General features: G+C 67.1%; 28 protein-coding genes, 1 tRNA gene, 1 other RNA gene and 1 pseudogene. 24 read left to right on the forward strand and 7 right to left on the reverse strand.

Translation table 11 applies throughout. From position 1 onward, the window contains the following. Window positions 1-41 precede the first annotated feature (41 nt). Window positions 42-233, reverse strand: coding sequence for a hypothetical protein (locus C998_RS14790; RefSeq protein ID WP_018869527.1), 192 nt, complete (start codon window positions 231-233; stop codon window positions 42-44). Between C998_RS14790 and C998_RS0103810 the strand changes: the two genes are divergently transcribed. From C998_RS0103810 to C998_RS0103865, 13 genes and pseudogenes are all read left to right on the forward strand, one after another. Continuing rightward, window positions 232-684 carry a helix-turn-helix domain-containing protein gene (locus C998_RS0103810; RefSeq protein ID WP_196799372.1) on the forward strand — a complete coding sequence of 151 codons (453 nt, stop codon included), beginning with the start codon at window positions 232-234 and terminating at the stop codon, window positions 682-684. The two genes, C998_RS14790 and C998_RS0103810, sit on opposite strands and share 2 nt — an antisense overlap. A gap of 15 nt (window positions 685-699) precedes the next feature. Beyond that, entirely contained in the window at window positions 700-1,545 is an 846-nt protein-coding gene (locus tag C998_RS0103815; protein WP_018869529.1) for a hypothetical protein, read from the forward strand. A gap of 124 nt (window positions 1,546-1,669) precedes the next feature. Beyond that, window positions 1,670-1,882 carry a hypothetical protein gene (locus C998_RS0103820; protein WP_018869530.1) on the forward strand — a complete coding sequence of 71 codons (213 nt, stop codon included), beginning with the start codon at window positions 1,670-1,672 and terminating at the stop codon, window positions 1,880-1,882. Then, entirely contained in the window at window positions 1,879-2,118 is a 240-nt protein-coding gene (locus tag C998_RS0103825) for a hypothetical protein (RefSeq protein WP_018869531.1), read from the forward strand. The genes C998_RS0103820 and C998_RS0103825 overlap by 4 nt, the downstream gene beginning before the upstream one ends. Then, entirely contained in the window at window positions 2,115-2,492 is a 378-nt protein-coding gene (locus C998_RS0103830) for a hypothetical protein (RefSeq protein ID WP_018869532.1), read from the forward strand. The genes C998_RS0103825 and C998_RS0103830 overlap by 4 nt, the downstream gene beginning before the upstream one ends. 41 nt (window positions 2,493-2,533) lie before the next feature. Then, window positions 2,534-2,770, forward strand: a complete 237-nt coding sequence (locus C998_RS0103835) for a helix-turn-helix domain-containing protein (protein WP_018869533.1) — start codon at window positions 2,534-2,536, stop codon at window positions 2,768-2,770. Next, on the forward strand, window positions 2,763-2,951 hold the full coding sequence (locus C998_RS0103840; protein ID WP_018869534.1) for a hypothetical protein: 189 nt from the start codon (window positions 2,763-2,765) through the stop codon (window positions 2,949-2,951). The genes C998_RS0103835 and C998_RS0103840 overlap by 8 nt, the downstream gene beginning before the upstream one ends. Continuing rightward, window positions 2,948-3,733: a hypothetical protein gene (locus C998_RS14335; RefSeq protein ID WP_018869535.1), complete on the forward strand. Its 786-nt coding sequence runs from the start codon at window positions 2,948-2,950 to the stop codon at window positions 3,731-3,733. Before C998_RS0103840 ends, C998_RS14335 begins: the two co-directional genes overlap by 4 nt. 101 nt (window positions 3,734-3,834) lie before the next feature. Further along, window positions 3,835-3,990, forward strand: a complete 156-nt coding sequence (locus C998_RS15025) for an Rmf/CrpP family protein (protein ID WP_196799373.1) — start codon at window positions 3,835-3,837, stop codon at window positions 3,988-3,990. A gap of 91 nt (window positions 3,991-4,081) precedes the next feature. Beyond that, the gene (locus C998_RS0103855) at window positions 4,082-4,990 is read left to right on the forward strand and encodes a DNA cytosine methyltransferase (RefSeq protein ID WP_018869537.1); all 909 of its coding nucleotides are present in this window, start codon (window positions 4,082-4,084) and stop codon (window positions 4,988-4,990) included. A gap of 164 nt (window positions 4,991-5,154) precedes the next feature. Next, window positions 5,155-5,301 (forward strand): annotated as a pseudogene (locus C998_RS15350) (Arm DNA-binding domain-containing protein); the annotation flags it as partial. Further along, the gene (locus tag C998_RS0103860) at window positions 5,302-6,306 is read left to right on the forward strand and encodes a site-specific integrase (RefSeq protein ID WP_018869539.1); all 1,005 of its coding nucleotides are present in this window, start codon (window positions 5,302-5,304) and stop codon (window positions 6,304-6,306) included. Window positions 6,307-6,446: 140 nt separating this feature from the next. Further along, window positions 6,447-6,866 carry a secondary thiamine-phosphate synthase enzyme YjbQ gene (locus C998_RS0103865; RefSeq protein ID WP_018869540.1) on the forward strand — a complete coding sequence of 140 codons (420 nt, stop codon included), beginning with the start codon at window positions 6,447-6,449 and terminating at the stop codon, window positions 6,864-6,866. Between the two features lie 10 nt (window positions 6,867-6,876). Here the strand turns inward: C998_RS0103865 and rlmM are convergent, their stop codons facing one another. Next, window positions 6,877-7,947: a 23S rRNA (cytidine(2498)-2'-O)-methyltransferase RlmM gene (gene rlmM / locus C998_RS0103870; RefSeq protein WP_018869541.1), complete on the reverse strand. Its 1,071-nt coding sequence runs from the start codon at window positions 7,945-7,947 to the stop codon at window positions 6,877-6,879. A 261-nt stretch (window positions 7,948-8,208) separates the two neighbouring features. Then, window positions 8,209-9,942: a thiosulfohydrolase SoxB gene (gene soxB, locus C998_RS0103875; RefSeq protein WP_018869542.1), complete on the reverse strand. Its 1,734-nt coding sequence runs from the start codon at window positions 9,940-9,942 to the stop codon at window positions 8,209-8,211. 437 nt (window positions 9,943-10,379) lie between these two features. Here soxB and C998_RS0103880 point away from each other — a divergent pair. The 3 genes from C998_RS0103880 to C998_RS0103885 all read left to right on the forward strand — a co-directional run bounded on the left by C998_RS0103880 (window position 10,380) and on the right by C998_RS0103885 (window position 12,711). Continuing rightward, a tRNA-Ser gene (locus C998_RS0103880) sits at window positions 10,380-10,470 on the forward strand. A 40-nt stretch (window positions 10,471-10,510) separates the two neighbouring features. Further along, window positions 10,511-10,657: non-coding RNA, RtT sRNA (locus C998_RS14420), on the forward strand. Window positions 10,658-10,803: 146 nt separating this feature from the next. Beyond that, on the forward strand, window positions 10,804-12,711 hold the full coding sequence (locus tag C998_RS0103885; RefSeq protein WP_018869543.1) for a nucleoside-diphosphate sugar epimerase/dehydratase: 1,908 nt from the start codon (window positions 10,804-10,806) through the stop codon (window positions 12,709-12,711). A 13-nt stretch (window positions 12,712-12,724) separates the two neighbouring features. Here the strand turns inward: C998_RS0103885 and C998_RS0103890 are convergent, their stop codons facing one another. From C998_RS0103890 to C998_RS0103900, 3 genes are read right to left on the reverse strand one after another with little or no spacing between them, the layout of a single operon-like run. Next, window positions 12,725-14,953: a polysaccharide biosynthesis tyrosine autokinase gene (locus C998_RS0103890; RefSeq protein WP_018869544.1), complete on the reverse strand. Its 2,229-nt coding sequence runs from the start codon at window positions 14,951-14,953 to the stop codon at window positions 12,725-12,727. Between the two features lie 35 nt (window positions 14,954-14,988). Continuing rightward, window positions 14,989-15,429 (reverse strand): low molecular weight protein-tyrosine-phosphatase, encoded by a 441-nt coding sequence (locus C998_RS0103895; protein WP_018869545.1) that lies wholly within the window; start codon window positions 15,427-15,429, stop codon window positions 14,989-14,991. A gap of 18 nt (window positions 15,430-15,447) precedes the next feature. Continuing rightward, window positions 15,448-16,578 (reverse strand): polysaccharide export protein, encoded by a 1,131-nt coding sequence (locus C998_RS0103900; protein WP_024328925.1) that lies wholly within the window; start codon window positions 16,576-16,578, stop codon window positions 15,448-15,450. Window positions 16,579-16,780: 202 nt separating this feature from the next. Between C998_RS0103900 and C998_RS0103905 the strand changes: the two genes are divergently transcribed. The 7 genes from C998_RS0103905 (at window position 16,781) to phoR (ending at window position 24,000) form a co-directional block, all read left to right on the forward strand. Next, on the forward strand, window positions 16,781-18,118 hold the full coding sequence (locus tag C998_RS0103905) for a TRZ/ATZ family hydrolase (RefSeq protein ID WP_018869547.1): 1,338 nt from the start codon (window positions 16,781-16,783) through the stop codon (window positions 18,116-18,118). A 7-nt stretch (window positions 18,119-18,125) separates the two neighbouring features. After that, entirely contained in the window at window positions 18,126-18,830 is a 705-nt protein-coding gene (gene ubiG, locus C998_RS0103910; protein ID WP_018869548.1) for a bifunctional 2-polyprenyl-6-hydroxyphenol methylase/3-demethylubiquinol 3-O-methyltransferase UbiG, read from the forward strand. Continuing rightward, entirely contained in the window at window positions 18,827-19,504 is a 678-nt protein-coding gene (gene gph, locus C998_RS0103915; protein WP_018869549.1) for a phosphoglycolate phosphatase, read from the forward strand. Before ubiG ends, gph begins: the two co-directional genes overlap by 4 nt. A gap of 132 nt (window positions 19,505-19,636) precedes the next feature. After that, window positions 19,637-20,509 (forward strand): squalene synthase HpnC, encoded by an 873-nt coding sequence (gene hpnC, locus C998_RS0103920; protein ID WP_018869550.1) that lies wholly within the window; start codon window positions 19,637-19,639, stop codon window positions 20,507-20,509. A gap of 50 nt (window positions 20,510-20,559) precedes the next feature. Then, window positions 20,560-21,891, forward strand: coding sequence for a DUF3422 family protein (locus tag C998_RS0103925; protein ID WP_018869551.1), 1,332 nt, complete (start codon window positions 20,560-20,562; stop codon window positions 21,889-21,891). A 92-nt stretch (window positions 21,892-21,983) separates the two neighbouring features. Beyond that, complete coding sequence (gene phoB / locus C998_RS0103930; protein ID WP_018869552.1) at window positions 21,984-22,673, forward strand: phosphate regulon transcriptional regulator PhoB; 690 nt, start codon at window positions 21,984-21,986, stop codon at window positions 22,671-22,673. A 13-nt stretch (window positions 22,674-22,686) separates the two neighbouring features. Beyond that, window positions 22,687-24,000: a phosphate regulon sensor histidine kinase PhoR gene (gene phoR / locus C998_RS0103935; protein WP_018869553.1), complete on the forward strand. Its 1,314-nt coding sequence runs from the start codon at window positions 22,687-22,689 to the stop codon at window positions 23,998-24,000. A gap of 2 nt (window positions 24,001-24,002) precedes the next feature. On the opposite strand, the gene C998_RS0103940 is transcribed toward phoR, so the two are convergent. After that, complete coding sequence (locus tag C998_RS0103940) at window positions 24,003-24,629, reverse strand: YIP1 family protein (RefSeq protein WP_018869554.1); 627 nt, start codon at window positions 24,627-24,629, stop codon at window positions 24,003-24,005. A gap of 158 nt (window positions 24,630-24,787) precedes the next feature. On the opposite strand from C998_RS0103940, the gene C998_RS0103945 reads away from it, so the two are divergent. After that, the gene (locus tag C998_RS0103945; protein WP_018869555.1) at window positions 24,788-25,756 is read left to right on the forward strand and encodes a PstS family phosphate ABC transporter substrate-binding protein; all 969 of its coding nucleotides are present in this window, start codon (window positions 24,788-24,790) and stop codon (window positions 25,754-25,756) included. The last annotated feature ends 65 nt before the right edge of the window (window positions 25,757-25,821 follow it).

A 25,821-nucleotide genomic window follows, 5' to 3' on the forward strand; every position in this document is an offset into this window, starting at 1 on the left:
CAGACCAGAGAGAGCACGCAGCCCTCCCGGCCGCGCTGCCGTCAGGCGGCTTCTCCGTCCCTGCTGAAATACCGCTGCAGGCGCTGGACCTTGTCGTAACCCGGGTTGCTGATGCGCCCCTGCGCGAACTTCATCAGCCACCAGTAGTTCAACCCGGTGTCCTCGCAGACCTGCGCCCACGTACCCCGGCAGTCCCGTAGGGATGCCTGTAACTGTTCAATGGTGGTGTCCATGCGGCAGACTCTAGCAATAGATTGCTTAGCCGGCAAGCAGTACATTGCTGCCGCCATGGCGCAATCTAGAGGCATGGACTCCGATGACCGCAAAGCACTCGCGAACAACCTGCATTTGCTGATGCAGCACCACGACCATAGCCAGGCATTCCTTCAGCAAAAAACCGGCGTGTCCCAGCGCACTGTCAGCAACCTTCTCAACCCCGATTCACCGCACGCACCTACGATCACGAAGATCAACGCGGTAGCGGACTACTACGGCCTCAAGGGTTGGCAGCTATTGGTCCCAGGGCAGACCCTGGAAACGCTGCTATCGGGGAAGCGGCTCGAGCATGTGGTGCACTCCTACATCCATGCCGATGAAGACGGGCGCAGGTACATCGAACGTGTTTCTGAAAAGGAGTCTGAGTATCGTGTAGACCCACCGGAAGAACCGCAGAAATGCGGATAGGCCAGGGAGAGAACCATGGAAGCCATCATCTGGATCACGGCCCTACTGGTAATCGTGTACCTCTTTCTCCGAAACCGCGCGCAGAGAACCCGGAACGATCAATGGAGCCAGGCGCAGCAAAGCAGCCGACGCTCGAGCGCCGGGAATAACCAAGCAGGGCGCAAGCCATCAAAGCCCAGCAAGGAAGAGGCGATATCCGAGGCGCTTCAGGATCATTGGGCCAGCGTGAAAGCAAGCGGATCGGCACCGGACTGGTGGTTCGACGCGCCAACCGAACGACAGATGGCGAGGCTTAGGGAAGAGGGAATGGAGCCGAAGGCCGGAGGGCTCACCAAGGGGCAGGCTTCCGACCTTATCGGTTTGACCGAGCCGGCCGACTCGCGAGACGAAGAGATCCTGCAGTTCTTCAAGGCTGACAAGCTCTACCGTGGATCCCAGACCCTGGCCCGCATCAAGGCTCAGGAACTACTCTCGAACCCAGAGAACCAAGAAGCCTGGGAACAGCGCCCGGCCCGCACAGCAACGAAGGAAAAAGCCCGGCTGGCCGGAGTGCCTGTTTCCAAGGGCATCACGGAAGAGTCGTTACAGCACTCGATCGCATTGAAGCTGTCTGAGGTTGAGGGAGACGACGGCGATAGCCTCCAGAGCGTGGCGATTGACGTGTTCGAGGAAGCCTGGGATCTCGCGAACGACCGCGAAGAACTGGAGGCGCGGGATATCAAGAAACCCAGCGCATCCAAGATCCGCGCGCAGATCCAGGCCATGATCAAGGAAACCGGCGACCAGGAGTTCGCTGAAGACCCTCCAATGGGGGACGACGTGCTGGACGCACTGGAAACAGACCCCTCTCTGTCCAAGTAATCCCGCCGGGCCGCACATCAGCGGCCCTTTTTTTGCCCCGGGGTAGCAATCTATTGCTTGACCTTCGGCGAAATCAGTAATAGTTTGCTAGTCACGCGAGTCAGAAAACGACCACAGGAGCGTGATGATGCAGACCCAGAACACCCCCGACCGTGAATTCGCCATCCGCCGGCTGGTGACGCTGCGCGCGCAGAAGGCGCAGCTCTCCAGCGATATCGCCCGGCGGGCGCAGACGGTGGCCGTGCGGCTGCTGCGGGCCGGTGACAGTGCGCACCGGGCGGCGGAGGCCGCGCTGGGGCCGTACGTGAGCCGGCATCGGCAAGGGGGTGCGCAGTGAGCGGGTACGCGCGGGAATACCTGGACGCAGCCACGGCGATGTTCGAGGCCATGGGTGCCAGCGACGCCTGCCAGTGCGCGGCGAGTGCCCTGGCCGACGAGATCGACCGGCAGTTCCAGGCTGAGGGCTGGTGCGGGCCGGCGCGGCTGCAGGCCAGGGCGGCGGAGTTCCGGGTGCGCACTCGGGATATCCGCGCGGAGGATCGGGCGCGGAAGGCGAAGCGGGGTGCGGCATGACGGCCGGCGGCAGCGAGCGCGCGATGCGCATCGGGTATGAGTGCTGCGAACACCTGCGGGCGCGGGGCGTGAGCTATGGCCAGGCGGTGGCGGATCCGTTGATCGCGCGGCTGCTGCGACGCACTGGCGAGGCGTATCTCGCGGGGCGGGATGCGCGGCCGGTGGGGCAGGAGGCCGATGCGGGGCCGGATCCGGCTGACGATCCGCGCGGAATGGCCTGGTGGAACGGGCTCACCCGCCAGGAGCGCCGGGAGTGGCTGGAGCGCGCGAAGAGCGCGCGGCCGGTGGATGCCTGGCGCGCTTTTCGCCAGGGGCCGCCGGATCCCGGTCGGATAACCGGGGAGCGCCGTGTGCATGTGCGGGGTGTGCGGTGACGGCCCGGGTCCCCTCCCCTCGCCGGCCGCGGGTGTGCGGTTTGCCGCTGATCGTGATGGATCACACGGGGTCGCCGGGCGGCGAGGCGGATATCTGGCTGTACCTGAATGAGGCGCCGGGCAGCACGGCCTGGGACATCGCGCAGGCGACGGGCCGGGCGCCGGATTCGATCCGGCGGGTGCTGCAGCGCTGGGTGCGCGAGGGCTCGGTGCGGCGCGTGCCGTCGCGGCAGCGGGCGGAGTTTTTCCCGATCGAAACGGAGACGACGAATGCTTGACACCCCTCAGCTTATGGACCGGCAGATCGCGTGCTACGACGCGTCGATCGCGGAGCTGGAACGACGGATGAAAGACCAGGAGTTCGCGACGCTCGCTGCGGAGCGCCGGGCGCCCCGGACGGTGGACAACCTGCGCGAACAGCGCGAGCGGCTGGAAGAGCTGCGGAGGGCCGCATCGTGAGAGTAGAGATCCCCGTGATCGGGATCGCCGGCCGTGCGGGCGCTGGCAAGGATACCGCGGCCGACGTGGTGGAGGCCTCGGCCGGGTTCGAGCGGATCGCGTTCGCCGACCCGGTGCGGGCCGGCCTGGCCGCCATGTTCGACGGGTACGGCATCGGGGAATACCTGCAGCCCGGGCGCAAGGAAGAGCCGATCCCCGGACTGCACGGACACAGCGCGCGCACGCTGATGCAGACGCTGGGCACCGAATGGGGCCGGGACCGGGTGAACCGGAACATCTGGACGCAGGCCCTGGTGCGGCAGGTGCGCATCGCGGAAGAGCTGGGGGCGCCGGGCGTGGTGATCCCCGACGTACGGTTCCCGAATGAGGCGTATGCGGTGCACTCCATGGGCGGCGAGGTCTGGCGGATTCATGCGAGCGAACGCCTGGGGGCGGGTCGCCATGGGCACCGCTCGGAGCTGGAAGTGGACTCGCTGATCAGGAGATCCCGAACCAGCGGGGCCTGGAGGAATTCCGGGAGCGCGTGCACACGCAGCTGTGGGATTCCGTCCATCGCCATTTCGAGCGCCGGGGGAGCACGGCGTAGGCGTGCGCGGCGCCATCCGGGGTGCGGCCCCTGTCGATCTTTTAACCAAGGTCATCTGGAAAAGCGGGGCCGCACCACCGGATGGCGCAGCCACCAACCATCGGAATGCCATACCCGCACACGCGGGGCCCCAGCCGGCGGGGGGCTTGAACACCGGCAGCGAGGCGGGTGCCTAGCTTCATCTCCACACCCGTGACGAGCCGAGGAAGCCGCGAGACGGCTAGACCCGGGGGCGCCCCGGGCACGATTTCAACCCGAGCGGCCGGGGAGCGGCCGCGGCAATGAGAGGACCGCGCTATGACTCAATCGAAAGGAGACCCCCACGTCGAGGGCCGCGAGGCCTTCATGGAAGGTATCCCGTTGCACTCCTGCCCCTACCCGGAGGATTCGGAAGAGTCTGCCGAATGGGGAGGCGGCTGGATCGCCGCCGAAGAGGAAGACGCACAGGAGTAACCCACTGCCACTGCCCCGGCCACGGCCGGGGCCATTCCCCGGGCGCCTGCAGGGCGGGCGCCGCGGGAATGGAGATATGGAGAACCGAGCAATGCAAGCGATCGATCTATTCGCCGGCGCGGGGGGTTTCAGCAGCGGCGCGGCCCTGGCCGGCGTCGACGTCGTATGGGCCGCCAACCACTGGGCCGATGCCGTCGAATGGCACGGCCGCAACCACCCGGGCGCGCAGCACGTGTGCCAGGACCTGCACCAGGCCGACTGGTCGCAGGTGCCGGCGCACGACATCCTGCTGGCCTCCCCGTGCTGCCAGGGGCACAGCCGCGCGCGGGGGCGAAGCTCGCCGTTCTATGACGCCAGCCGGTCTACGGCGTGGGCGGTGGTGTCCGCGGCGGAGTATCACCGGCCGCCGGTGTGCATCGTGGAGAACGTGCCGGAGTTCCAGGACTGGAAGCTGTACCGGCCCTGGGAACTGGCGATGAATGCGCTGGGCTACAGCGTGTCGCCGCACGTGGTGGATGCCGCGGACCTGGGCGCCCCGCAGCACCGGGTGCGGATGTTTCTGGTCCTCACACAGAGCGCCGCTCCGATCCGGCTGGACCTGCCCCGCATGGACCACCGCCCTGCCCGCGCCTTCATCGACTGGGACGGCGGCCGGTGGAGCCCGGTTGAGAAGCCGGGGCGCGCGGAGGCGACTCTCGAGCGCGTGCGGCACGGGCGGCAGCACTTCGGCGAGCGGTTCCTCTTCTCTTACTACGGGAACACCCGCACCGCGCGCAGCCTGGACCGCCCGATCGGGACGATCACGACGCGGGACCGGTGGGCGGTGGTCGACGGGGACCGGATGCGCATGCTCACACGCCACGAATGCCGGGCGGCGATGTCGTTCCCGGACACGTACCAGCTGCCGGATCAGCATCGGCTTGCGGTTCACCTGCTGGGCAATGCCGTGTGCCCGGAGCCGGTGCGGCATATTATCCAGGCCACGCAGGCCGCTGCCTGAGCCATGCAGGTTCGTTACGTCACAGTCGCTCGATTCGCGGAGCTGGTCGGTTACACTGAATCGGCGGTGCGCGCGAAGATCCGCGATGGCGTCTGGCGCGAGGGCGTGGTGTGGCGCCGTGCGCCGGACGGGCGTGTGACGATGGACCTGCAGGGGTATGAAGCATGGGTAGAAGCGGGCCAGGCTGGAAACGAGCCAGCGCGTCCTCCTACGAAATCACGTTCCAGTTCCAGGGGCGGCGGTGCCGGGAGCGGGTCGCGCTTGAGCCCAGCGCCGCTAACGACAAGCGGATAGCTCAGTTCCGTGCCGCGGTGATCGAGTCGATCGACCGCGGCACGTTCGATTACGCGTACACCTTCCCGCACAGCGAGCGCGCACGGCAGTTCGCTGTGGAGACCGGCGTGGGCATGACCGTGCGCCAGCATCTGGAAGAATGGCTGGAGCGGACCCGCCCGACCGTGGCGGAGAGCACGTTCCGCGACTACCGCCGAAGTGTGATGAACGTCCTGATCCCCGCGTTCGGGGACTACCCCCTGCAGGATCTGCGCCGGCGGGATATCCGCGACTGGTGCGCGCGGTCGGAGCTCTCGAACAAGCGCATCGGCAACGTCCTGTCCCCTCTCCGGATCGCCCTGCGCGAGGCAGTCGAGGACGAACTGATCGACGCCAACCCACTGCACGGGTGGAGCTACAAGCGCAAGGAAGAGAAGGCGGCCGACCACGTCGACCCGCTGGGGGCCGACGAACAGCGCGCGGTCCTGACCGCCGCGCCGGAGGGAAGCGGGCGCAATCTGCTGCAGTTCGCGATATGGACCGGGATGCGGACCTCGGAGCTGGTGGCGCTGGAATGGCAGGACGTGGATTGGCGTCGCGGCGAGGTCCGCGTGCAGCGCGCGCAGGCGCAGGGCGTGCAAGCCGGGGCGACGAAAACCACCGCCGGCACGCGCGCGGTCCGTCTTCTGCCGCCGGCACTGGAGGCACTGAAAGCCCAGCGGGCGCTGTCGGAGCTGCACCCTAGCGGCCGGATCTGGCTCAACCCTCGCACCGGTGAACCGTGGACCGGCGACCAGGCCATCCGCAAAACCCTGTGGACCCCGACGCTCAAGCGCGCCAAGGTCCGATACCGGAACCCGTACCAGACGCGGCACACGTATGCGAGCATGATGCTGTCCGCCGGGGAGCCGCCGCGATGGGTCGCCTCGCAGATGGGGCACTCCGATCTGCACATGATCTTTCGGACCTACAGCCGGTGGATCCCCGACGCGAATCCCGAGGCCGGATCCGGGGCCGTGGCGGCGTTCTGGAGGGAGGCATAATCGAGCAAGAATGACAGCATTATGACAACCACGCCCCGGGAAACCGCGTCATAGAGCGCCTGAACGCGGGTTCGATTCCCGCCGCCTCCACCACATTCTGAAGACAATCAGGCGCCTGAGGGCGCCTTTTTTTGTTGCTTATGAGCGTTTACCAGGAAGATCTGACGATCACCACGCGGGGCCGCGGCAGCATCGCCGTCACCGATGCCGTGCGCGACATCATCCGTCGTTCGGGCATCACCACCGGCACCTGCCACGTCTTCCAGCACCACACCAGTGCCTCGCTGCTGATCACCGAGAACGCCGACCCGGACGTCCGGCGCGATCTGGAAACGATCCTGGCCCGGCTGGCGCCGGACGGCGACCCCGCCTACCGCCACGACATGGAAGGCGACGACGACATGGCCGCCCATGCCCGGGCCATGCTGACCCACAATGACCTCACTCTCCCGGTCACCCGCGGCCGCCCCGCTCTGGGTACCTGGCAGGGGGTCTTCCTCTGGGAACACCGTTACGCCGGACACGACCGGCGTATCACCGTGACCGTGCAGGGCGAATAACCCGTATTCTTCAGCCGGCCGCACCACCGGCCGGACGGGCATGCACGGTGATTTCCTCGCGATCGTGATACAGCTGGCGGGCGTGCACGCGAAATCCGTGCCCGGCCAGCCGGCCCTCCAGCCGATCAAGACATTCCCGCACGGTCTCGTAGCGCTTCTTCATCGGGAGCTTGAGGTTGAAGATCGCCTCTTCCGCCCATCCCGCCTCCAGCCAGTCGCCTATGCGGTCCGCGACGCGTCCGGGCCGGTCCACGATGTCGCACACCAGCCAGTGCACCGGACGCGACGGCATCCAGGTAAACGCATCCTCGCGCACATGCTCCACCTGGCCCCCGGCCATCAGGTCGGCATCCATCGGCCCGTTGTCCACGGCCTGGACATGCAGGCCATGGCGCACCAGCTGCCAGGTCCAGCCCCCCGGCGCCGCCCCCAGATCCACCGCCGTCATGCCCTCCGCCAGTCGCTGTTCGCGCTCCTCGGGAGTCAGGAAGTGGAACCAGGCTTCCTCGAGTTTCAGTGCGGAACGGCTGGGCGCTGCGCGCGGGGCCTTCAGCCGCAGGATGCCCCCCGGACGGTCGCTGCTGCTCTCCGGCGCGGCCAGACCCAGCTGCACACGGTCGCCGGCCGTCCAGAAACAATGCAGACGACGACCCTGCGCCTCGCCCTGCCCGCGCAGCGCGCCGGCCTTGCGCAGTGCCGAATCCAGCGGGCGCTCCAGTGCCTTTCCCAGGCGTCGAAGCTCCTTGCCCTCATTGGTATCCGGTGTCTCGTGCCAGATGGCCTCGAACGACCAGCCACTCGCGCGAATCCGTTCCACGACCGGGCTCACCCGGTCTTTGCGTGACAGGCCCTCCAGCGGATGCAGCGCCGGGAGGCGCTGGCGCGCGAAGATCCGCTCATCCAGGGGAAAGGCGTCGCGCAGCGGTGCCGGATCGCCATCGGCCGATAACAAGCGGACGAAGGCCGTCCCTTCAACGAACTGTGGATAGACGGCCAGGCCTTCGCGCGCGGCTTCCGCGGCCAGCTCGCCGGCCAGGTCCTTTTCGAATCCTGCCCGGCAATAAAAAAGCAGTTCTTCCATGATCCTCCCCAAGTAATTCCGCGCGCCTGCGGCGCCCTGTGGAGCGGCCCCGGCCGCGAATCGCGGCGCCAATCAACACCCCGCGTTGTTCGCGTGCAAGCACGCTCCCATCAAGGGTACCCCGAGAAACCACCCCGGGAGCCTTTCCGGGATCCCTCCTTCACTCGGGGCCTCTCGGGGGCAACAAAAAGGGCCGCCCCTCGCGGGACGGCCCTTCACAATCCGGCTCCGGGTCACAAGGATCCGGAGCAACTGGCGGCCTTAGCGAGCCAGGCCGGGATCGCCCTCCACGTTCTTCAGCTTCGGCAGGTAGGGCTCGCCCACGTTGACCGTATCCTGGTTGCGCAGCCAGTTACCCACCACTTCCCAGACCGGGGGCGTGTCATGCGGCTGATGCACGTCGGCCCAGCCCGCCACTACATAGCGCCGTTCCGGATCCATGGGTTCGCCATTGATCTCCATGTCGGTGATGCGCTCGCCCATCGGCTTGTGCGGGTCAATGGTGTAGCGGATACCGCCGGTGCGCACCATGTCGCCACCGCGATGACGATACGGATCTTCGTTGAAGATCGAGTTGGCCACGTCTTCCATCGCGTGCTTGAGATCCGCGCCGGTCATCTCGTTGCGCGTGGTCTCGGAGTACGTCGTCGCGGTCTGGGTCATCAGCTCTTCGAAAGTGATCGGCTGGCCCGGCAGCACGCTCACGCCCCAGCGGAAACCCGGTGACAGCGCGACTTCGGCATCCATCTCTTCCATCATCGCCTGCACGATGACCTCGTCGAAGGTCCCGTTGAAGTTGCCGCGGCGGTAGAGGACGTCGTCGGTCACCGCCAGTTCTTCCCGCAGCTGGTCCTCGAACGGCTTGCGCACCTCTTCGATGTGCGCCTCCATCTCCGGATCCGCGTCCAGCATGTTGGCGAACACCGGCAGCATCTTGAAGCGGTAGTCCTTGATGCCGCTGTCGTTCACATCCAGATCCAGCACACCCAGGAACTTGCCGTTGGAACCGGCGTTGGTCACCAGCGTGCGCTCGCCCGCGGCGTTCTCGATCTCCAGCGCACCGGGGATCGCGTCGTGAGTGTGGCCGCCCATGATCACGTCGACGTCACGCAGCCGGCGGGCCATTTCGATGTCCGTCACCATGCCGTTGTGCGACAGGATCGCCACGACCTTCGCGCCCTTCTGACGCACCTCGTCGATCATCTGCTGCATCTTGTCGTCACGGATGCCGAACGACCATTCCGGGAACATGTAATCCGGATTGGCCACCGAGGTATACGGGAAGGCCTGCCCGATCACGGCCACCGGGACGCCGTTCATCTCGCGGATGGTGTAGGGCTCGAAGATCCGGTCACCCCAGTCGCGATCCTCGACGTTCTGCGCGACGAAGTCGATGCCGTTGGGCTTGAAGTCGTTCTCGATGACTTCCTTGACGCGCTCGTCACCGAAGGTGAACTCCCAGTGACCGGTCATCACGTCCACGCCCAGCAGCTTCTGCGCGTCGACCATGTCCTGCCCGCCGGTCCACAGCGAGGTCGCCGAACCCTGCCAGGTGTCGCCACCGTCCAGCAGCAGGGAGTTCGGCCGGTCCGCACGCAGGCGCTTCACCAGCGTCGACAGATGCGAGAAGCCGCCGACCCGACCGTATTTCTCGGCCGCCTCGGCGAAATCGAGGAAGGTCAGCGCATGGGCCTCGGGCGTGCCCTTTTCGACCCCGAAGTGGTCAAGCAGCGCCTCGCCGGCCAGCACCGGCGGCTTGCCCTGCATGTCCCCCACGCCAATGTTTACGTCCGGCTCACGGAAATAGACCGGGCGCAGCTGCGCGTGGCAGTCGGTGTAGTGCAGCAGAGACACGTTCCCGAACGGAGAAATGTCGTAGAAATCCGACGGCGCGCGCTGCCAGTCGATGCTCTCGCCCGCCCAGGCATTGGTGGCGAGGCCGGCCGCGCTGGCGGCCACCATGACTTCGAGGAATTCCCTCCGCGTGAGGTTCATATACCACTCCTGAGTGTTAGGACCTGAATGAAGAAAGCCGTCTGCCGGATCGCGCCGACAGACGCCCTGGTGAACCAAAAGACGTCGGCCCGACATCCGTTATTCCGTCCGGACACCGACCATAGCTACAGCGTGACGCGGAACGCCGCCTGCGTCGCAAAACGCCCACACAGGAAGGGGGCACAAAAAAGGCCCCTTCGTCCTGAAGGGGCCAACACGCGACATACACCACTCAACGGTGCCCGGCCCGGGGCAGAGACCCTGCCGGCGACCACCACCGCAGAAAGCGGACAGTTCGAGTGTAGCGTCGGCACAAAGCGAGTTCGTGATGCAGATCAACGAGTAATGCCGGCACACCCCGGAGGCCTGCCCCTCGGGACCGCGCGGTCTCGTCCATTGCACACGGCGCCGATGTCGTTTAACCTTTCGCAGCTTACGGAGAGGTGGCCGAGCGGTCGAAGGCGCACGCCTGGAAAGTGTGTATACGGTAACCCCGTATCGAGGGTTCGAATCCCTCCCTCTCCGCCAGATTCTTGAACCAGGGGGCAACCGGGCCCCTGGTTCCATGTAAATCCCGGTCGGACGAGGGATTCGAACCCGAGGAATCGAGCAAACCGGGTTCGACGGGTGCCGCACCGCGGCACCCGAACATCGCCGCAGGCGATGGCCCGGAGGGCGAGCCACAGCGTGGCGAGTAATCCCTCCCTCTCCGCCAGATTTCAGGGGGTATTCCGGTCCATCCGACCGGATTCCGGCGCCCGCAGCGGGCAACGCCGGAACTCGGCAGAAAAGGGCCCTCGCGGCCCTTTTTTTACATCGGCTCCGCGTATGGCGCGCACTCCGCGCCGGGACCAGGGAAGAATGGGCAACCCCAAGGATCAAACGGGCGACCACCGCACCCGCTGGCTGGGCTCCCTCGTCAACCTGCCGCGCCGAACCAAGCGCTGGCTGATGGTCGCGGCCGATGTGGTCATGCTCCCGCTCGCCCTGTGGACGGCCTTCGCCCTCCGGCTGGCCGAACCCCTGCCCGAAGCCCTGATCAATGCCTGGTGGCTGTTTCCACTGCTGCCGGTGGTCGGTGTGTTCATCTTCGCCCGGCTGGGCCTCTACCGTGCCGTGGTTCGTTTCATGGGCACCCGCGCGGTATGGTCCGTGGCCACCGGGGTCGTCCTGCTCGCCGGATTCCTCTGGGCGGCCGCGGCGATTGGGCGGCTGGACGACTTCCCTCGCCTGGTCCCGGTGGCCTTCGCCCTCCTGGCCTTCATCTACGTGGGCGGCAGCCGTTTTCTCGTGCGCAGCTGGTACCAGAACGTGAACGAACTGCGCCGCCACGCGGAACCCGTACTGGTCTATGGCGCCGGTGCTGCCGGGATGCAGCTCGCGGCCGGCCTCGGTACCACCGGGCAGTTCCGCATCGTCGCCTTCATCGACGACAACCCCGCCCTGCAGGGCCAGGCGATCAACGGCATTCGGGTCCACCCCCCGCGGATGATCGGCACGCTGATGCACCAGTACGGCATCCGGCGCATCCTGCTGGCCGTTCCTTCGGCCTCGCGCTCGGCGCGCAAGGCCATCCTGGAGCGCCTCGAGCCCTATCCACTGCACGTGCAGTCGGTACCCTCCATGGAGGCCGTCGTCTCCGGCCAGGCACGCCTGGACCAGCTCGAGGATATCGACGTGGCGGATCTCCTGGGACGCGACCCGGTCCCGCCTCAGCCGGACCTGCTGCAATGCAGCATTGTGGATCGCCGCGTAATGGTCACCGGTGCCGGGGGTTCCATCGGCTCGGAGCTGTGCCGGCGCATCCTCCGCCAGGGACCGGCCGAACTCGTCCTTTTCGAACGCAACGAATTCGCGCTCTACCGTATCGAACAGGAGATGCAGGCCCTGCGCGACGAGCTCCGCGTGGACTGCCCGATCCATGCCGTTCTGGGGTCGGTCACCCTGCCCCGGCGGGTGGAATCCGTCCTCGACCGGCACCGAATCCAGACCCTTTACCATGCGGCCGCCTACAAGCACGTACCCATCGTCGAGGAGAATGCCGTCGAGGGAGTGCGCAACAATGTCCTCGGCACGCGGGTGCTGGCCGACGCCGCGATCGCGGCCGGCGTGGAACGATTCATCCTCATCAGTACCGACAAGGCCGTACGCCCCACCAATGTCATGGGCGCGAGCAAGCGGCTGGCGGAAATGATCCTGCAGGACCGGGCAGCCGGCGCCCCGGCTACCCTGTTCTCCATGGTGCGCTTTGGCAACGTCCTCGGATCGTCCGGTTCCGTAGTGCCCCTGTTCCATCGCCAGATCCGGGAGGGCGGCCCCGTCACGGTGACCCACCCCGAGATCACGCGCTACTTCATGTCCATCCCGGAGGCCGCCGAGCTGGTGATCCAGGCCGGCACCATGGCCGGCGGCGGTGAGGTCTTTGTTCTGGACATGGGCGAGCCCGTACGAATCCAGGATCTCGCCCGACGCATGATCCGCCTGCACGGCCGCCAGGTCCGGGATGACAGCGGCAACCCGCCCGACGGCATTGCCATCCAGTTCACCGGGCTGCGCCCGGGCGAAAAGCTCTACGAAGAACTGCTCATTGGCGACAACGTGGAGAGCACGCGCCACCCCCGCATCATGCAGGCCCGCGAAGACCGGGCACCGGCGGATGCCCTGAGCGAGGCACTGGAGGCTCTGGAACGCGCCGACCAGGCCATGGACGCCGCGGCGACCCGCGCATGTCTGCGGGAGATCGTTCCCGAATATCGTCCCGCCGGGTGAACCGGGGCTTCCGTTACTTGTACGAGTAGTGGTAGTAGCCGTAGCCGTAACTGGCACTGGCGGTGGCTTCCATGGAATTCAGGATCGCACCCCGCGTCTCCACGCCCGCACTCTCCAGACGACGCCGCGCCGCCTCGATCTCGCGCGGCGGGTTGAGCTGGAAACGCACCACCATCAGGGTGGTCGAGCAGTGGCGCGCCACCACGGAGGCGTCCGTCACCGCGAGGATCGGCGGCGTATCGATCAGCACCAGGTCGTACTGCCCGCTCGCCTGATCGAGGAACCGGGTAAAACGCTCGTTCATCAGCAGCTCGGCGGGATTCGGGGGTGCCGAGCCCCTGGCCATGTAGTCCAGCCCCTCGATATCGGTCTCCCGGATGGCTTCTCCCGGCGTCAGCTTCTCCGACAACAGATCGGACAGCCCGCCCGCGCTGCCCTCGCCGAATGCATGGTGGACGTGGCCCTTGCGCATGTCGGCGTCGACCACCAGGACTTTCTGGCCTGCCTGCGCACACACGGCCGCCAGGTTCACCGAGATGAAACTCTTGCCGACACCCGGACTCGGACCGGTGATTACCAGCCGGTTGTCCGCCGCCTCGAGCATCGCGAAATGCAGGCTGCTGCGCAGCCCACGCAGCGCCTCGATGGCCCCGTCCGTCGGGGAATACGAGGCCAGCACCCCCGTCACGATTCCTTTTTCCGCGGCGGCCCCGCGTCGACGCCCGCTTTTCAGATCACGCCGCCGCCGCAGCCGCTTGACGAGTTTCTGCTGCACGTCCGACAGCGGTACGGTCGCATAGACCGGTAGATCCAGTTCCTCGATCTGCTCCTGTGATTCAACGCCCCGGTTGAGCATCCCGCGCAGCAGCACCAGCGCCACCGAAAGCATGCCGCCAAGGACCGTCGCCAGCGCCACGATCAGCCCCCGCTGTGGCTCCACCGGTGACGGCAGAACGGCGGCATCGTCCAGGATGCGAACATTCCCCACCGTGCTGGCTCGCGTGATGTCCATCTCCTGCATGCGATTGAGCAGCTGGACATAGACTTCCTGGTTCACTTCGACATCGCGCTGCAGGCGGAGCACCTGCTGCTGGGTTTCCGGCAGCCCACCGATCTCCTGCTGCAGTTCCCGGCGCTCGTTCTCCAGTTGCTCGCGCTTTTCCAGCAGGGTGACGTAGGTCGGATGGTTCTGCGTGTACCGACGGGAGATCTCCGCCTCCTCGAATTCCAGCTCGGTGATCTGGCGCTCCAGGTCCACCAGCCGGTCGAGGACCGCCTGCGTCTCCATGGACATGTCGACGCTTTCCTGCTCCACCTGATACTCGTTCAGGGCGTCTTCCGCTTCCCGCAGCCGTGCCCGTACCTGGGGCACCTGCTCTTCCAGGAACTCCAGGCTCTGTTCCGCCTCCGCGGCCTGACGTTCGACGTTCTGTCGGCGATAGATGTCACTGATCGCGTTCAGGGCGCCGCGAGCCTGTTCCGAATCGGTGTGGGTGAACGTCAGGCTGAAGACGCCACTCTCATTGCCCTGTTCCGTGGCCTGGAAACGGTTGCGCAGATCGCGTATCGCGGCCAGCCGAGCGCGGCGCTGGAGTTCGAAGCGGGCCCCGGCCTCGGCCGAAATGTCCTCCACAAACAGGATGACCTGCCCGTCGAGGAAGCTCGCCTCCTCCCCGGTTCGGCCTTCTCCCAGGACCCGATCGTCGTGGGCCAGGCGGAACCGATCCTCGCCGGTGACCTGCAGTGTCAGGGTTTCCCCCTCCATCGCGGGCGTGACCCGCAGGTCGCCCACCGTCAGCGATTCTCCGGACCACGCATAGCGCTCGGCGACTCCGCCCAACATGGCGGCCCGGCTCCGGTCCCAGTCCTGGCGGACCAGAAAATCTCCGATCACCGGCAGGCGCACCGGACGCACGATCAGGTCCAGGCGCTCGCGATCCACCGCCTGACCCAGCACCATGCGCGAACGCAGGATCTCCAGCTCCGCCGATGCACGCGGCTCGCGCCCCAGCATCTCCCGCATGTCGTTCAGTGGCGCACTGACACCGCCGGTATCCTCCACCTGGACCAGCGCATCCGCCTGGTAAACCGGCGTCGAGAGGGTCGCATACGCCCCACCGCCCAGCATGAACAGGAACGTAATGCCGACGATCCACCACTTGTGATCGAGCAGCAGTCCGAGCAGCCGGCCAAGGTCGATCTCGTCATCCGCCGGCGGCGGGGAAGCGGGGGTCTGCGTCATGGGTTACCTGTTCCTGTCGTGGCGCGGCCGGGAGATCAGCCCAGTCGCTCCGCCCAGCTCTGTGCGGCTTCGGTCAGCAGCGCGTGCACTTGCCGAAATGCCTCGTCGCTCTTGCCATAGGGATCGGGAATATCGCGCCCGCGACCGTCATCCAGCCAGTGGCCGAAACGCATGGTCTTGCCCAGGGCACGGGGGTGGTTGCGACCGATTGCCTGGCGCTGCCCGTCGCTCATCACCAGCACCAGATCCGATTGCTCGAGCATGCCGGTGGTCAGTTGCCGGGCCTGGTGACCGGACACGTCCAGGCCATCGGCCTCCGCCAGTGCCCGGGCCTGCGGCGCGACACCCTCGCCGACCAGCGCGCCCAGACCGGCCGAGCCAATGCTGCGCTCCGGGGCATGCCGGCGCAGCATCGCCTCGGCCACCGGACTGCGACAGATGTTGCCCGTACATATCACCAGGATCCGTTCAAACATCCGTTCCACCCTGCCCGGTCAGAAGTCGTCGCGCAGCTCGCGCACGTCGCGCGTCGCCTGGGAGGCACGATAAACAGCGTTAACAGTCGGCAGCAACTGATTGATCACACGGTTCCAGCGCCCCAGGGGTGTCGTCGTCACATAGACGATATCCATGGGTTCGAGCTCGAACTCCGTCCCCAGCACCAGGGCCGTGGCATCCCGGGCGTCCAGCTGGTAAACCGTCGCCAGCAGGTCACTGTCCGGCGGCGCCTGACGGACCACAAAGATGCCGCTGGCATCCGCCGTCGCCTCGTTGAAGCCACCGGAATCGGTAAGTGCGTCGGTCAGCGAGATCCGTCCGCGTCCCATCGGGATACTGCGCGGTTCGCCCACCTCGCCCAGCACATACGCCTTCTGGTCTGTGGTGTCCGGCACGTGCAGCACGTCGCCATCCCGGAGCACGCGGTTCTCGGACAGATCGCCCTCGCTCAGCATCGCGTACATCGACAGCGGCACTTCTTCACCATCGCGTGTCAGACGTACGTTGTGCCAGTTCGCCTCCTCGGTCAGGCCACCGGCATCATTGATCGCGTCCAGCACCGTCAGCGGAACGTTGGTCACCGGCTGGCGCCCCGGTTCGCGCACCTCGCCGGTCACGTGCACCTGCTGCGAGCGGTAATCCGCCACCAGCACTTCTACCTGCGGATCATTGATGACCGCGGCGAGTTCTTCCGCGAGGATGTCCCGCACTTCGGCTACCGTTCGACCCTCGACCTCCACACGGCCGACGAACGGATAGAAGATGGTCCCGTCGGAATGCACCGTATTGCCGGATTCGGCCGCCGAGCGTTCCGAACCGGCCGGGATCGTCAGTTCGGGATGGTCATAAACGATGATGCTGAGCACGTCGCCGCGACCGATCCGGTAGTCGTACCGCGTGTCATCCGCCTCGAGCTCCTCGCGTGCCTGTTCCAGATCCGGCTGGACGGGATCCTCGGCCTCCTGACGAACCAGACCGCGGGTGATCGGCTTCACTTCCACCATGTCGTGCAGTGGTTCGCTCTCGGCGCGCTCCTGAATGAAACCACCCGGCGCAAACCCGCAGCCCGACAGGGCGACGGCGACCACGAGAGGCACCGCGGTTTTCCAGCTTCCTGCTGCGATCATTGGCAACTGCACCCGGGTTTGGCGATCTCTGAAGGCCGCAAGGATACAGCTCGGTGCGGGCATGTTCCACAGTTCCGGCCCCATCCTTTCCGAGTATCGGAGCGGTCCCTCAGCCGGACCGCGAACGTGTACATTGATCCACGTTTCCTTACCATGCGCGGATTCCGAAACCCGATCTTCAAACCGTCATCTCGGAGTACCGATGTCCGAAGCAGCCACGCTGATCCTGAGCGCCTCCTGGGTGCTGCCCGTGGTTCCACGGGGGGCCGTCCTGGAAGACCATGCGGTAGTCGTTCGCGACGGTGCGATCCTGGCCGTAAGGCCCCGCGAGCAGGCCCTCGCCGAGCATCCCGAGGCCCGCCACGAACATCGCGAGGGGCACGCCCTGATGCCGGGGCTGGTGAACGCACACACCCACGCCGGGATGACTCTGTTGCGCGGCATCGGCAGCGACCAGCCGCTGATGGAGTGGCTGAAGCGCTACGTATGGCCGGTGGAGGGCCGGCTGCTTTCGCCGGAATTCGTCAACGAAGGCACCCGGCTGGCTGCCGCGGAGATGCTGCGTGGCGGCACCACCTGCTTCTCCGACATGTATCTGTTCGTGGGGGACGCCGCCGCCGCGGTCGATGCCAGCGGCATCCGCGGGGTGATGGGCCTGACGGTGTTCGACTTCCCCACCCCCTGGGCGCAGACCCCGGACGAATACTTCCAGCGTGGCCGCGAGGTGGTGGAGACCTGGGGCGATCACCCCCGCATTCGTTTCACCGTCGCTCCTCACGCGCCCTACACCGTCGGTGACGAGAGCATGCAGCGGGTGGGCGAGCGCGCGCGGGAGCTGGGCGTGCCGGTGCACACCCACGTGCACGAAACCGCCGGCGAGGTGGAGGAGGCGGTGAGCAACGGCGGTGAACGCCCGCTGGCCCGCCTCGCTCGCCTGGGCCTGCTGGACCAGCCGTTCATGGCGGTGCACATGACCCAGGTCAGCGACGAAGACCTGGCCCTGCTGGAGAACCGGCCGGTGTCGATCACGCACTGTCCGGAATCCAATCTCAAGCTGGCGTCCGGCTTCTGCCCGGTGGCACGCCTGGACCGGGCCGGGATCAACCTCGCGCTGGGCACCGACGGGACCGCCTCCAACAACGACCTCGACATGATCGGCGAGATGCGCACCGCGGCCCTGCTGGCCAAGGGCGTGAGCGGCGATGCGGCCGCGCTGCCGGCCGAGCGCGTGCTGGAGATGGCGACCCTGGGCAGCGCGCGCGCCCTGGGGCTGGACCACGAGATCGGCTCGCTGGAAACGGGCAAGCGCGCCGACCTGATCAGCCTCGACCTGACCTCCCCGGAGCTGCAGCCGGAACACGATCCGCACGCACGCATCGTCTATGCCGCCACCCGCGAGGCCGTGCGCGACGTGTGGGTGGACGGCCGGGCGTTGCTCGCCGACCGCGAACTGCTTACGCTGGACCTTGAGGCCATCCACGCCAGCGCCGTTCGGTGGCAGGGCCGCGTGGCCGAGACCCTGCAAGCCTGCGAGAGCTGAACCGCCCATGACCCAGACGCACTCCAACGTCGATCCGGCCGAGATCCACAAATTCACGGATCGCGCGCACGAATGGTGGGACCCCAACGGGGCCTTCGCCACCCTGCACGCGATCAACCCGCTGCGTCTGGAATGGATCGACGGGCACGCCGATCTCGCCGGCAAGAAGGTGCTGGACGTCGGCTGCGGCGCCGGGATCCTGTCCGAGGCGATGGCCGTGCGCGGGGCCGAGGTCACCGGACTCGATGCCGGAGCCGAACACCTGGAAGTCGCTCGCGAGCACGCCCACGACAGCGGTGTTTCCGTGCGTTATCTGCACGTAACGGCCGAGGAGCACGCGGAAAAACACCCGGGCGAATACGACGTGGTCACCTGCCTGGAAATGCTGGAACACGTGCCGGACCCGGAGAACGTGATCGACGCCCTGTGCCGACTGGTCCGGCCCGGCGGCTGGATCTTCCTCTCCACCATCAACCGCACGCCGCGCGCGTTTGCCGAGGCCATCGTGGGCGCCGAATACGTGATGCGCCTGCTGCCGGCCGGTACCCACGAGTACGGCCGTTTCATTCGTCCGTCGGAACTGGCCGCGCAGCTGCGCCGGCACCAGGTGGAAGTGGCGGACATGACCGGGCTCACGTGGTCGCCGCTGTCCGGACGCTATCGCCTGACCCCGAACACCGACGTCAACTACCTGATGGCCGCACGCGCATGAGCCACGAACCGGGCGCGGTCCTGTTCGATCTGGACGGGACCCTCCTCGACACCGCACCCGACATGCACGCCGCGCTCAACCGGCTGCTGGCCGAGAACGACCGCGCGCCCCTGCCCTTCGATGCCGTGCGCAACCATGTATCGCACGGCTCGCATGCCCTGGTCACCCTGGCCTTCCCCGACGCGCCGGAGGCCCGGACCGAGGCTCTGAAGAAGCGCTATCTGGAGATCTATGCGCGCGACCTGTGCATCGCGACCGGGCTGTTCCCCGGCATGGATGTCCTGCTGAACGAGATCGAGGCGCGCGGCTGGCACTGGGGCGTGGTCACCAACAAGCCCGCGTGGCTGACCGAACCGCTGCTGGAGGCCCTGGGCCTCGCCCCGCGCATGAGCGCGATCGTCTCCGGCGACAGCCTCGCACGGCGCAAGCCGGACCCCGACCCCATGTGGCTGGCCGCCCGCCAGACCGGGATCGAGCCCGCGCGCCACTGCTACTGGGGCGATGCCGAGCGCGACATCGCCGCCGGCCGTGCCGCCGGCATGAGCACTCTCATCGCCGCCTGGGGCTATATCGATGCCGGTCAGGATCCCGACGGCTGGGGCGCCGACGGTGTCCTGGACCATCCCGGCGACTTCTGGGGCTGGCGCGAGACGTTCACCCGCGCTGCCGGCTGAGCAAACAGCCCTCCTTGCAGGGGCCGAGCCCCGGCGAGCGCCCGCCGCCCGTCCGATCGGCCGGAGGGCCGGCCTCCCACACAGGACAAAACCGGCATAATGGGTGCACCAAGATCCCCGACTGGAGCTGACATGGCCCGCCCCGACATCGCCGCTGCCTATCGGCATTGCCGCCAGCGTGCCCGGTCGCACTACGAGAACTTCCCCGTCGCCTCGCGCCTGCTGCCACGCAAGCTGCGCGACCCGGTGGCCGCGATCTACTGCTATGCGCGCGACGCCGACGACCTCGCCGACGAGGATTCGCGCCCGGTCGAGGCCCGCCGCGCCGATCTGCAGGCGATGCAGGAGCACGTCCGCGCGCTGGACGACCCGGCCGCGGAGACCGCCCCCGAATGGATCGCGCTCGCGGATGCGAAGAAGCGCTTCGACCTGCCCGTTGAACCCTTTGTCGACCTCGCGGACGCGTTCATCCAGGACCTGGAAAAGACCCGCTATGCGGACATCGGCGAGGTGATGGAATACTGCCGGCGTTCGGCCAACCCCGTCGGCCGGCTGATCCTGCACCTGCAGGGCGACCCCGACGACGCAATGCTGGGCCAGTCGGATGCCATCTGCACCGCCCTGCAACTCATCAACTTCTACCAGGACCTGCACCAGGACATCCGCGAGAACGACCGCATCTATCTGCCGCAGGACGAGATGGCCCGCTACGGGGTGACCGAGGTGATGCTGCGCGAGCGGCTCAACACCCTGCCCCTGCAGAACCTGATGCAGTTCCAGTACGCCCGCGCCGACCGCCTGCTGCGTGCCGGCGCCCCGCTGGGCGGAACCCTGCGCGGGCGGCTCGGTCTCGAGATCCGTGCCATCGTCAATGGCGGCGCGCGCGTGCTCTGGCGCCTGCGCCAGGAGAACGATGCCTTCGCCCGCCCCCGCCTGGGCGCGCGCGATATGGCGGTGGTCCTGTGGCACAGTCTGCGGCCGCGCCGACGGGGACGCGGTAGCTGAACGTCCCCCCCGACCCGATCCCGACTCCGAACCATCACCCGGCTACTGACATGCAAACCAACCCGCTGCTGCCCGGCAACCACCCCCTGCGCGAGTCCATCCAGGAAGAGGTCCATACCCGTTTCTACGAGCCCCTGGATCCGCCGGCACGAGTCTCCTGGCTGACCCTGCTGAGCCCGCGCGAAGCCATCGACCGGGAACGCGAATGTGTGGCCGACCTGTGCCGGCGGTACGGAATCGAGCCCCCGCTGAACGGCGAGAACTTCGTGGCCGTGGACCTGGGCGAGTTCCGCCTGCGCTGGGAACGCCACAACGAATTCTCCACCTGGGCGTTCTTCGTTGTGAACGAACCCCGGCAGGAACCGTTTACCCATCCCGCCATTCATCGGGTGCCCATCGACTGGCTGACCGGCCTGCCGGGGGAGACCATTGCCGCCATCCACCTGGAGCTGGAACCGCGCGAGGCCCCGGTGCGCAGCATGCGGGATCTGGGGGAGCTGTTCGCGCCCTATTCGTTCGCCGGCAACGGGGTCTCCGGAGGCGATGGCCGGGTGTTCACCGATTTCCGGGTACGCGAGGACGGCTTCGAGCGTTTCCTGGTCCGCGACGTGGATCTGTCACCCCGTCAGGCCGGGCGCCTGGTGCAGCGCGTACTCGAGCTGGAGACCTATCGCCTCATGGCCCTGCTCGCCCTGCCGCTGGCCCGCGAGCTGATGCCCGAGCTCAACGAACTGGAGGGCCGCCTCAACGACATCAACGACGAGATGGCCGGCATCTCCGATCGCTTCGGCGGCACCGACCGCGAACAGCGGCTGCTGGCCGCGCTGTCCGATCTGGCCGCCGATGTCGAGCGCATGGGCAGCCACACGGCGACCCGCTTCCACGCCGCACGCGCCTATGCCTCCATGGTGGACAAGCGCGCCGAGGAACTGCGCCCCGTGCGTATCCCGGGTCTGCAGACCCTGTGCGAATACCTCGGCCGCCGTCTGGACCCGGCCATGCGCACCTGCCGCTCGCAGGACGAACGGCTCAACAACCTCGCGACCCGGATTCACCGGACCACCTCCATGCTGCGCACCCGGGTGGACGTCGCCGTGGAAAACCAGAACCGCGACCTGCTGCGCTCCATGAACCGGCGCGCCCATCTGCAGCTGCGCCTGCAGGAGACCGTCGAAGGACTGTCGGTGGTGGTGATCTCCTATTATCTGACCAGCCTGCTGGCCTATTTCCTGCGCGGGATGGACGAAGCCGGCACGCTCCCGATCCCGGTCAACATCGCCATCGGTGCCACCGTCCCGGTGGTGGTCGGCGGGGTGTGGTATGCCCTGCGCCGCATGCGCGCGCGCATCACCGCCACTCACGGCGAGGACGGGCGCCAATGACGGCGAGCAGGATTCCCGTCGCATGATGCCGTGTTCACACGTCTGTAACACGCCTGTTATGCAATGCGGTCATCACGCAACCGGAGGCCGACATGGCTGTTTCGATCCTGCTTGTGGAGGATGACCTCGCCATTCGCGAGATGCTCCGCCTGCCCCTCAACCGGGCCGGCTACGATCTGCGCGAGGCAGGCGACGTCCGCAGCGCGCGCACCGACCTGCTCCAGGACCCGCCCGATCTGGTCCTGCTGGACTGGATGCTGCCGGACATCAGCGGGCTCGACTGGGCCCGGGAACTCAAGGCCAGCCCCGTCACCAAGGACATTCCGGTGATCATGCTGACCGCGCGCGGCGAGGAGGAAGACCGCGTCCGCGGGCTGGACGTCGGCGCCGATGACTACATCGTCAAACCGTTTTCGCCGCGCGAGCTGGTGGCGCGGATCAAGGCCGTGCTCCGGCGCACCACGCCCACCAGCTCGGAGGAGCCGGTGGAGGTCCGCGGTCTGGCGCTCGATCCGGTCTCGCACCGGGTCAGCGGCAACGGGCAACCGGTCAGCCTTGGCCCCACCGAATACAACCTGCTGCATTTCTTCATGACCCACCCCGACCGGGTGTTCACCCGCGAGCAGCTGCTGGACAAGGTCTGGGGCACCAACGTCTACGTGGAGGAACGCACCGTGGATGTCCACATCCGTCGCCTGCGCAAGGCCCTGGCCGAAACCGGACACGACGACCTGGTGCAGACGGTGCGGGGCTCCGGTTACCGTTTCTCCGACCAGCCCTGACCGGACCCGCCCCTTGCAGCCCCCCTTCAACCCCTGGCCACGGGTTATTGCCCGCAACCTGCTCGCCGGCCTGATCATTCTCGGCACCGGATGGGCCCTGGGCTACCCGTGGATCACCGCGACGGCCCTGCTGACCGCCGCGCTGGGCTGGAACCTCCTGCAGCTCTACCGGCTGGAAAACTGGGCCCGTCGCGGCGGCCGCAGCGAGCCCCCGGATGCCCGCGGCATATGGGGCGAGATCTTCACCAACCTGCACCAGCGCCGCCAGCGGCGACTGCGCCGGGTGGCCGGTCTGCGGCGCACGCTGGAACGCTACCGCGACTCGGCCAGCGCCCTTCCCGACGCGGTGGTGGTACTCAACCCCGAGCACCGGATCGAATGGGCGAACCCCACCGCCGCGCGCCTGCTGGACCTGGAATGGCCGGCCGACGAGGGTCGCCGCATTACCCACCTGGTGCGCCATCCGGATTTCCTGCGTTTCATGGACCCCGCCACACCGCCGCAGGAGAGCCTCAACATGCCGTCGCCGCTGGATGCGAACCGGCGGCTGGAGATCCGTCTGGTGCCCTACGGCGAGCACCAGTACCTGCTGCTGGCGCGCGACACCACGCACCTGCACCGTCTGGAAGTGATGCGCCGGGATTTCATCGCCAACGTGTCCCATGAACTGCGCACCCCGCTGACCGTACTCTACGGCGTGGCCGAAACCCTCGAGGACGAACTGGTCGACCAGCCGGAACTGATGGACTCGGTACGCCTGCTGCGCGAACAGTCGGAGCGCATGAAACTGCTGGTGGACGACCTGCTGATGCTCTCGCGCCTGGAGACCGGCTCGGAACAGGGCGAGCAGACCTGGTTCAACCCGACCAAGATGCTGCGCAGCCTGATCGACGAGGCCGAACTGCTGTCCGGCGACCGCGGCCACCACCTCGCACTGGATGCCGAGCCCGATCTGGAGATCCTCGGCACCGAGACCGAGTTGCGATCGGCCTTCGCCAACCTGCTGTTCAATGCGATCAAGTACACCCCGGCAGGCACCCGGGTCACCCTGAGCTGGTCCGCAACCGACGACGGCGGCGCCACCCTCGCCGTGGACGACAACGGTCCCGGCATCGCCAGCCACCATCTGGAGAGGCTGACCGAGCGTTTTTACCGCGTGGACGATGCCCGCAGCCAGGATCGCGGCGGCACCGGCCTGGGTCTGGCCATCGTCAAGCATGTGCTGCTGCGCCACCAGGGACAGCTGCAGATCGACAGCGAACTCGGCGTCGGCAGCCGCTTCAGTTGCCATTTCCCGCCGCATACGGTGCGGCGCTGCGAAAATTGAATTCAGATCAACCAGGTCGTGCCGAGACGCAGTTCCGGGGCGGCCCCGGGAATCAGGTCCATCAACGCCCAGCCAAAGACCAGCGTGATGAACGCCCCGGAGAACAGCGTGGCCGCCCACAGGCCGATCCGGTTGCCGCGTTTCAGTCCCAGCAGTTCACGCAGAGCCACATACAGCAGCGCAAGGCTGTACAGGATCAGGGCCAGCGCGAGGCCGTTGCCCCAGGGCCAGGGGAACGCCGCGACCACGTTGCCCAGCCATGCCGGGACCAGCCCCAGGGTCACGGCCATGGCGGCCCGCTCGGGACCCGCCGGCCCCTGGAACAGCTCCACGAGATAGTGAGCCGACAGGGTCAGCCCCGCGACCCCCACCGTCATGGCCAGCACGCTGTAGACGCCGAACCCCACCGGATCCGGAACGGACTCCGGGGGCAGCGCGGGTGGCATCAGCCCGTAAAGCCATTGACTGAGGATGACGCTGGTGAGCACCAGGGGCAGAGAGAAACGCAGGAACACGGCCTGCCACGAAGGCAGCGGACCGTGAGCGGCGAGCGAGCGCAGCACCGGTCCCGGACGAACCAGGACACGGGCGGCCAGGGGCCAGACGCGAAGGGGACGATCAGCTTTCATGGGTGCACTGTATGGAGCGCCGATGACAATCCCGTTACAGCCCCCTGTCATGCTTCTGTCACGTTGCCGTCACCAAACTGCAAGCATGGCTCCCGATAATCCGGCATCAAGGACCCACCGATCCGACGCACCGTCAAGCAAGCACGAGGGAGTGACCCATGCTGTTCAAGCGTACCGTTCTGGCCGCCGCCGCGGCCGCCGCCCTTGCCGTCACACCGGCGATGGCCGATGTTGACCCGGACCTGCCGGCCTACCAGACCGTCAGCGGCATCTCCGGCAACCTGTCCAGCGAAGGCTCGGACACCCTGAACAACCTGATGGCACTGTGGGCCGAGGAGTTCCAGGACTTCTACCCGAACGTGAACATCCAGATCCAGGGCGCCGGCACCTCCACCGCCCCGCCCGCCCTGACCGAGGGCACCGCCGACTTCGGCCCGATGTCCCGCCAGCCGCGCGACAGCGAGCAGGCCGCGTTCGAGGAGCGCCACGGCTACGAGATGACCCTGGTGCCGGTGGCCATCGACTCCATCGCCGTGTTCGTGAACCGCGACAATCCGATCGAGGGGATGTCGATCGAACAGGTGGACGCGGTGTTCTCGTCCACCCGCCGCTGCGGCGGTGCCGAGGACATCAACCGCTGGGGCCAGCTCGGTCTGGAAGGCTCCTGGGCCAACCGCGACATCACCATCTACGGGCGTAACGCGGTCTCCGGCACCTACGGATACTTCCGCCAGCACGCCCTGTGCGACGGTGACTTCAAGAATGCCGTGAACGAACAGCCGGGTTCCGCCTCGGTCGTCCAGGGTGTCGCCGAGTCCCTCAACGGCATCGGCTACTCCGGTATCGGGTACAACACCTCCGGTGTCCGCGCCATCGCCCTCGGCGAGAGCGAGGATGCCCTGTACGAGCCGACTGCCGAGAACGCCGCTTCCGGCGACTACCCGCTGTCGCGCTTCCTCTACGTCGCGGTCAACAACCACCCGGAAGACGGCCTCGCCCCGCGCCAGGCGGAGTTCCTGAAGATGGTGCTGTCGCAGGAAGGCCAGGAGGTGGTCGTGCGTGACGGCTTCGTCCCGCTGCCCGAGACGGTCGCCAAGCGCCAGCGCGAGGCCCTCGGCCTCGAATAACCGGTGCACCTCCCGCAATGGGGAGGCATCAGGGCCCGGACACTGTCCGGGCCTTTTTCGTTTAT

This window comes from Thioalkalivibrio sp. ALgr3, assembly GCF_000377325.1.
In the GTDB taxonomy this organism is placed as follows: Bacteria; Pseudomonadota; Gammaproteobacteria; order Ectothiorhodospirales; family Ectothiorhodospiraceae; genus Thioalkalivibrio.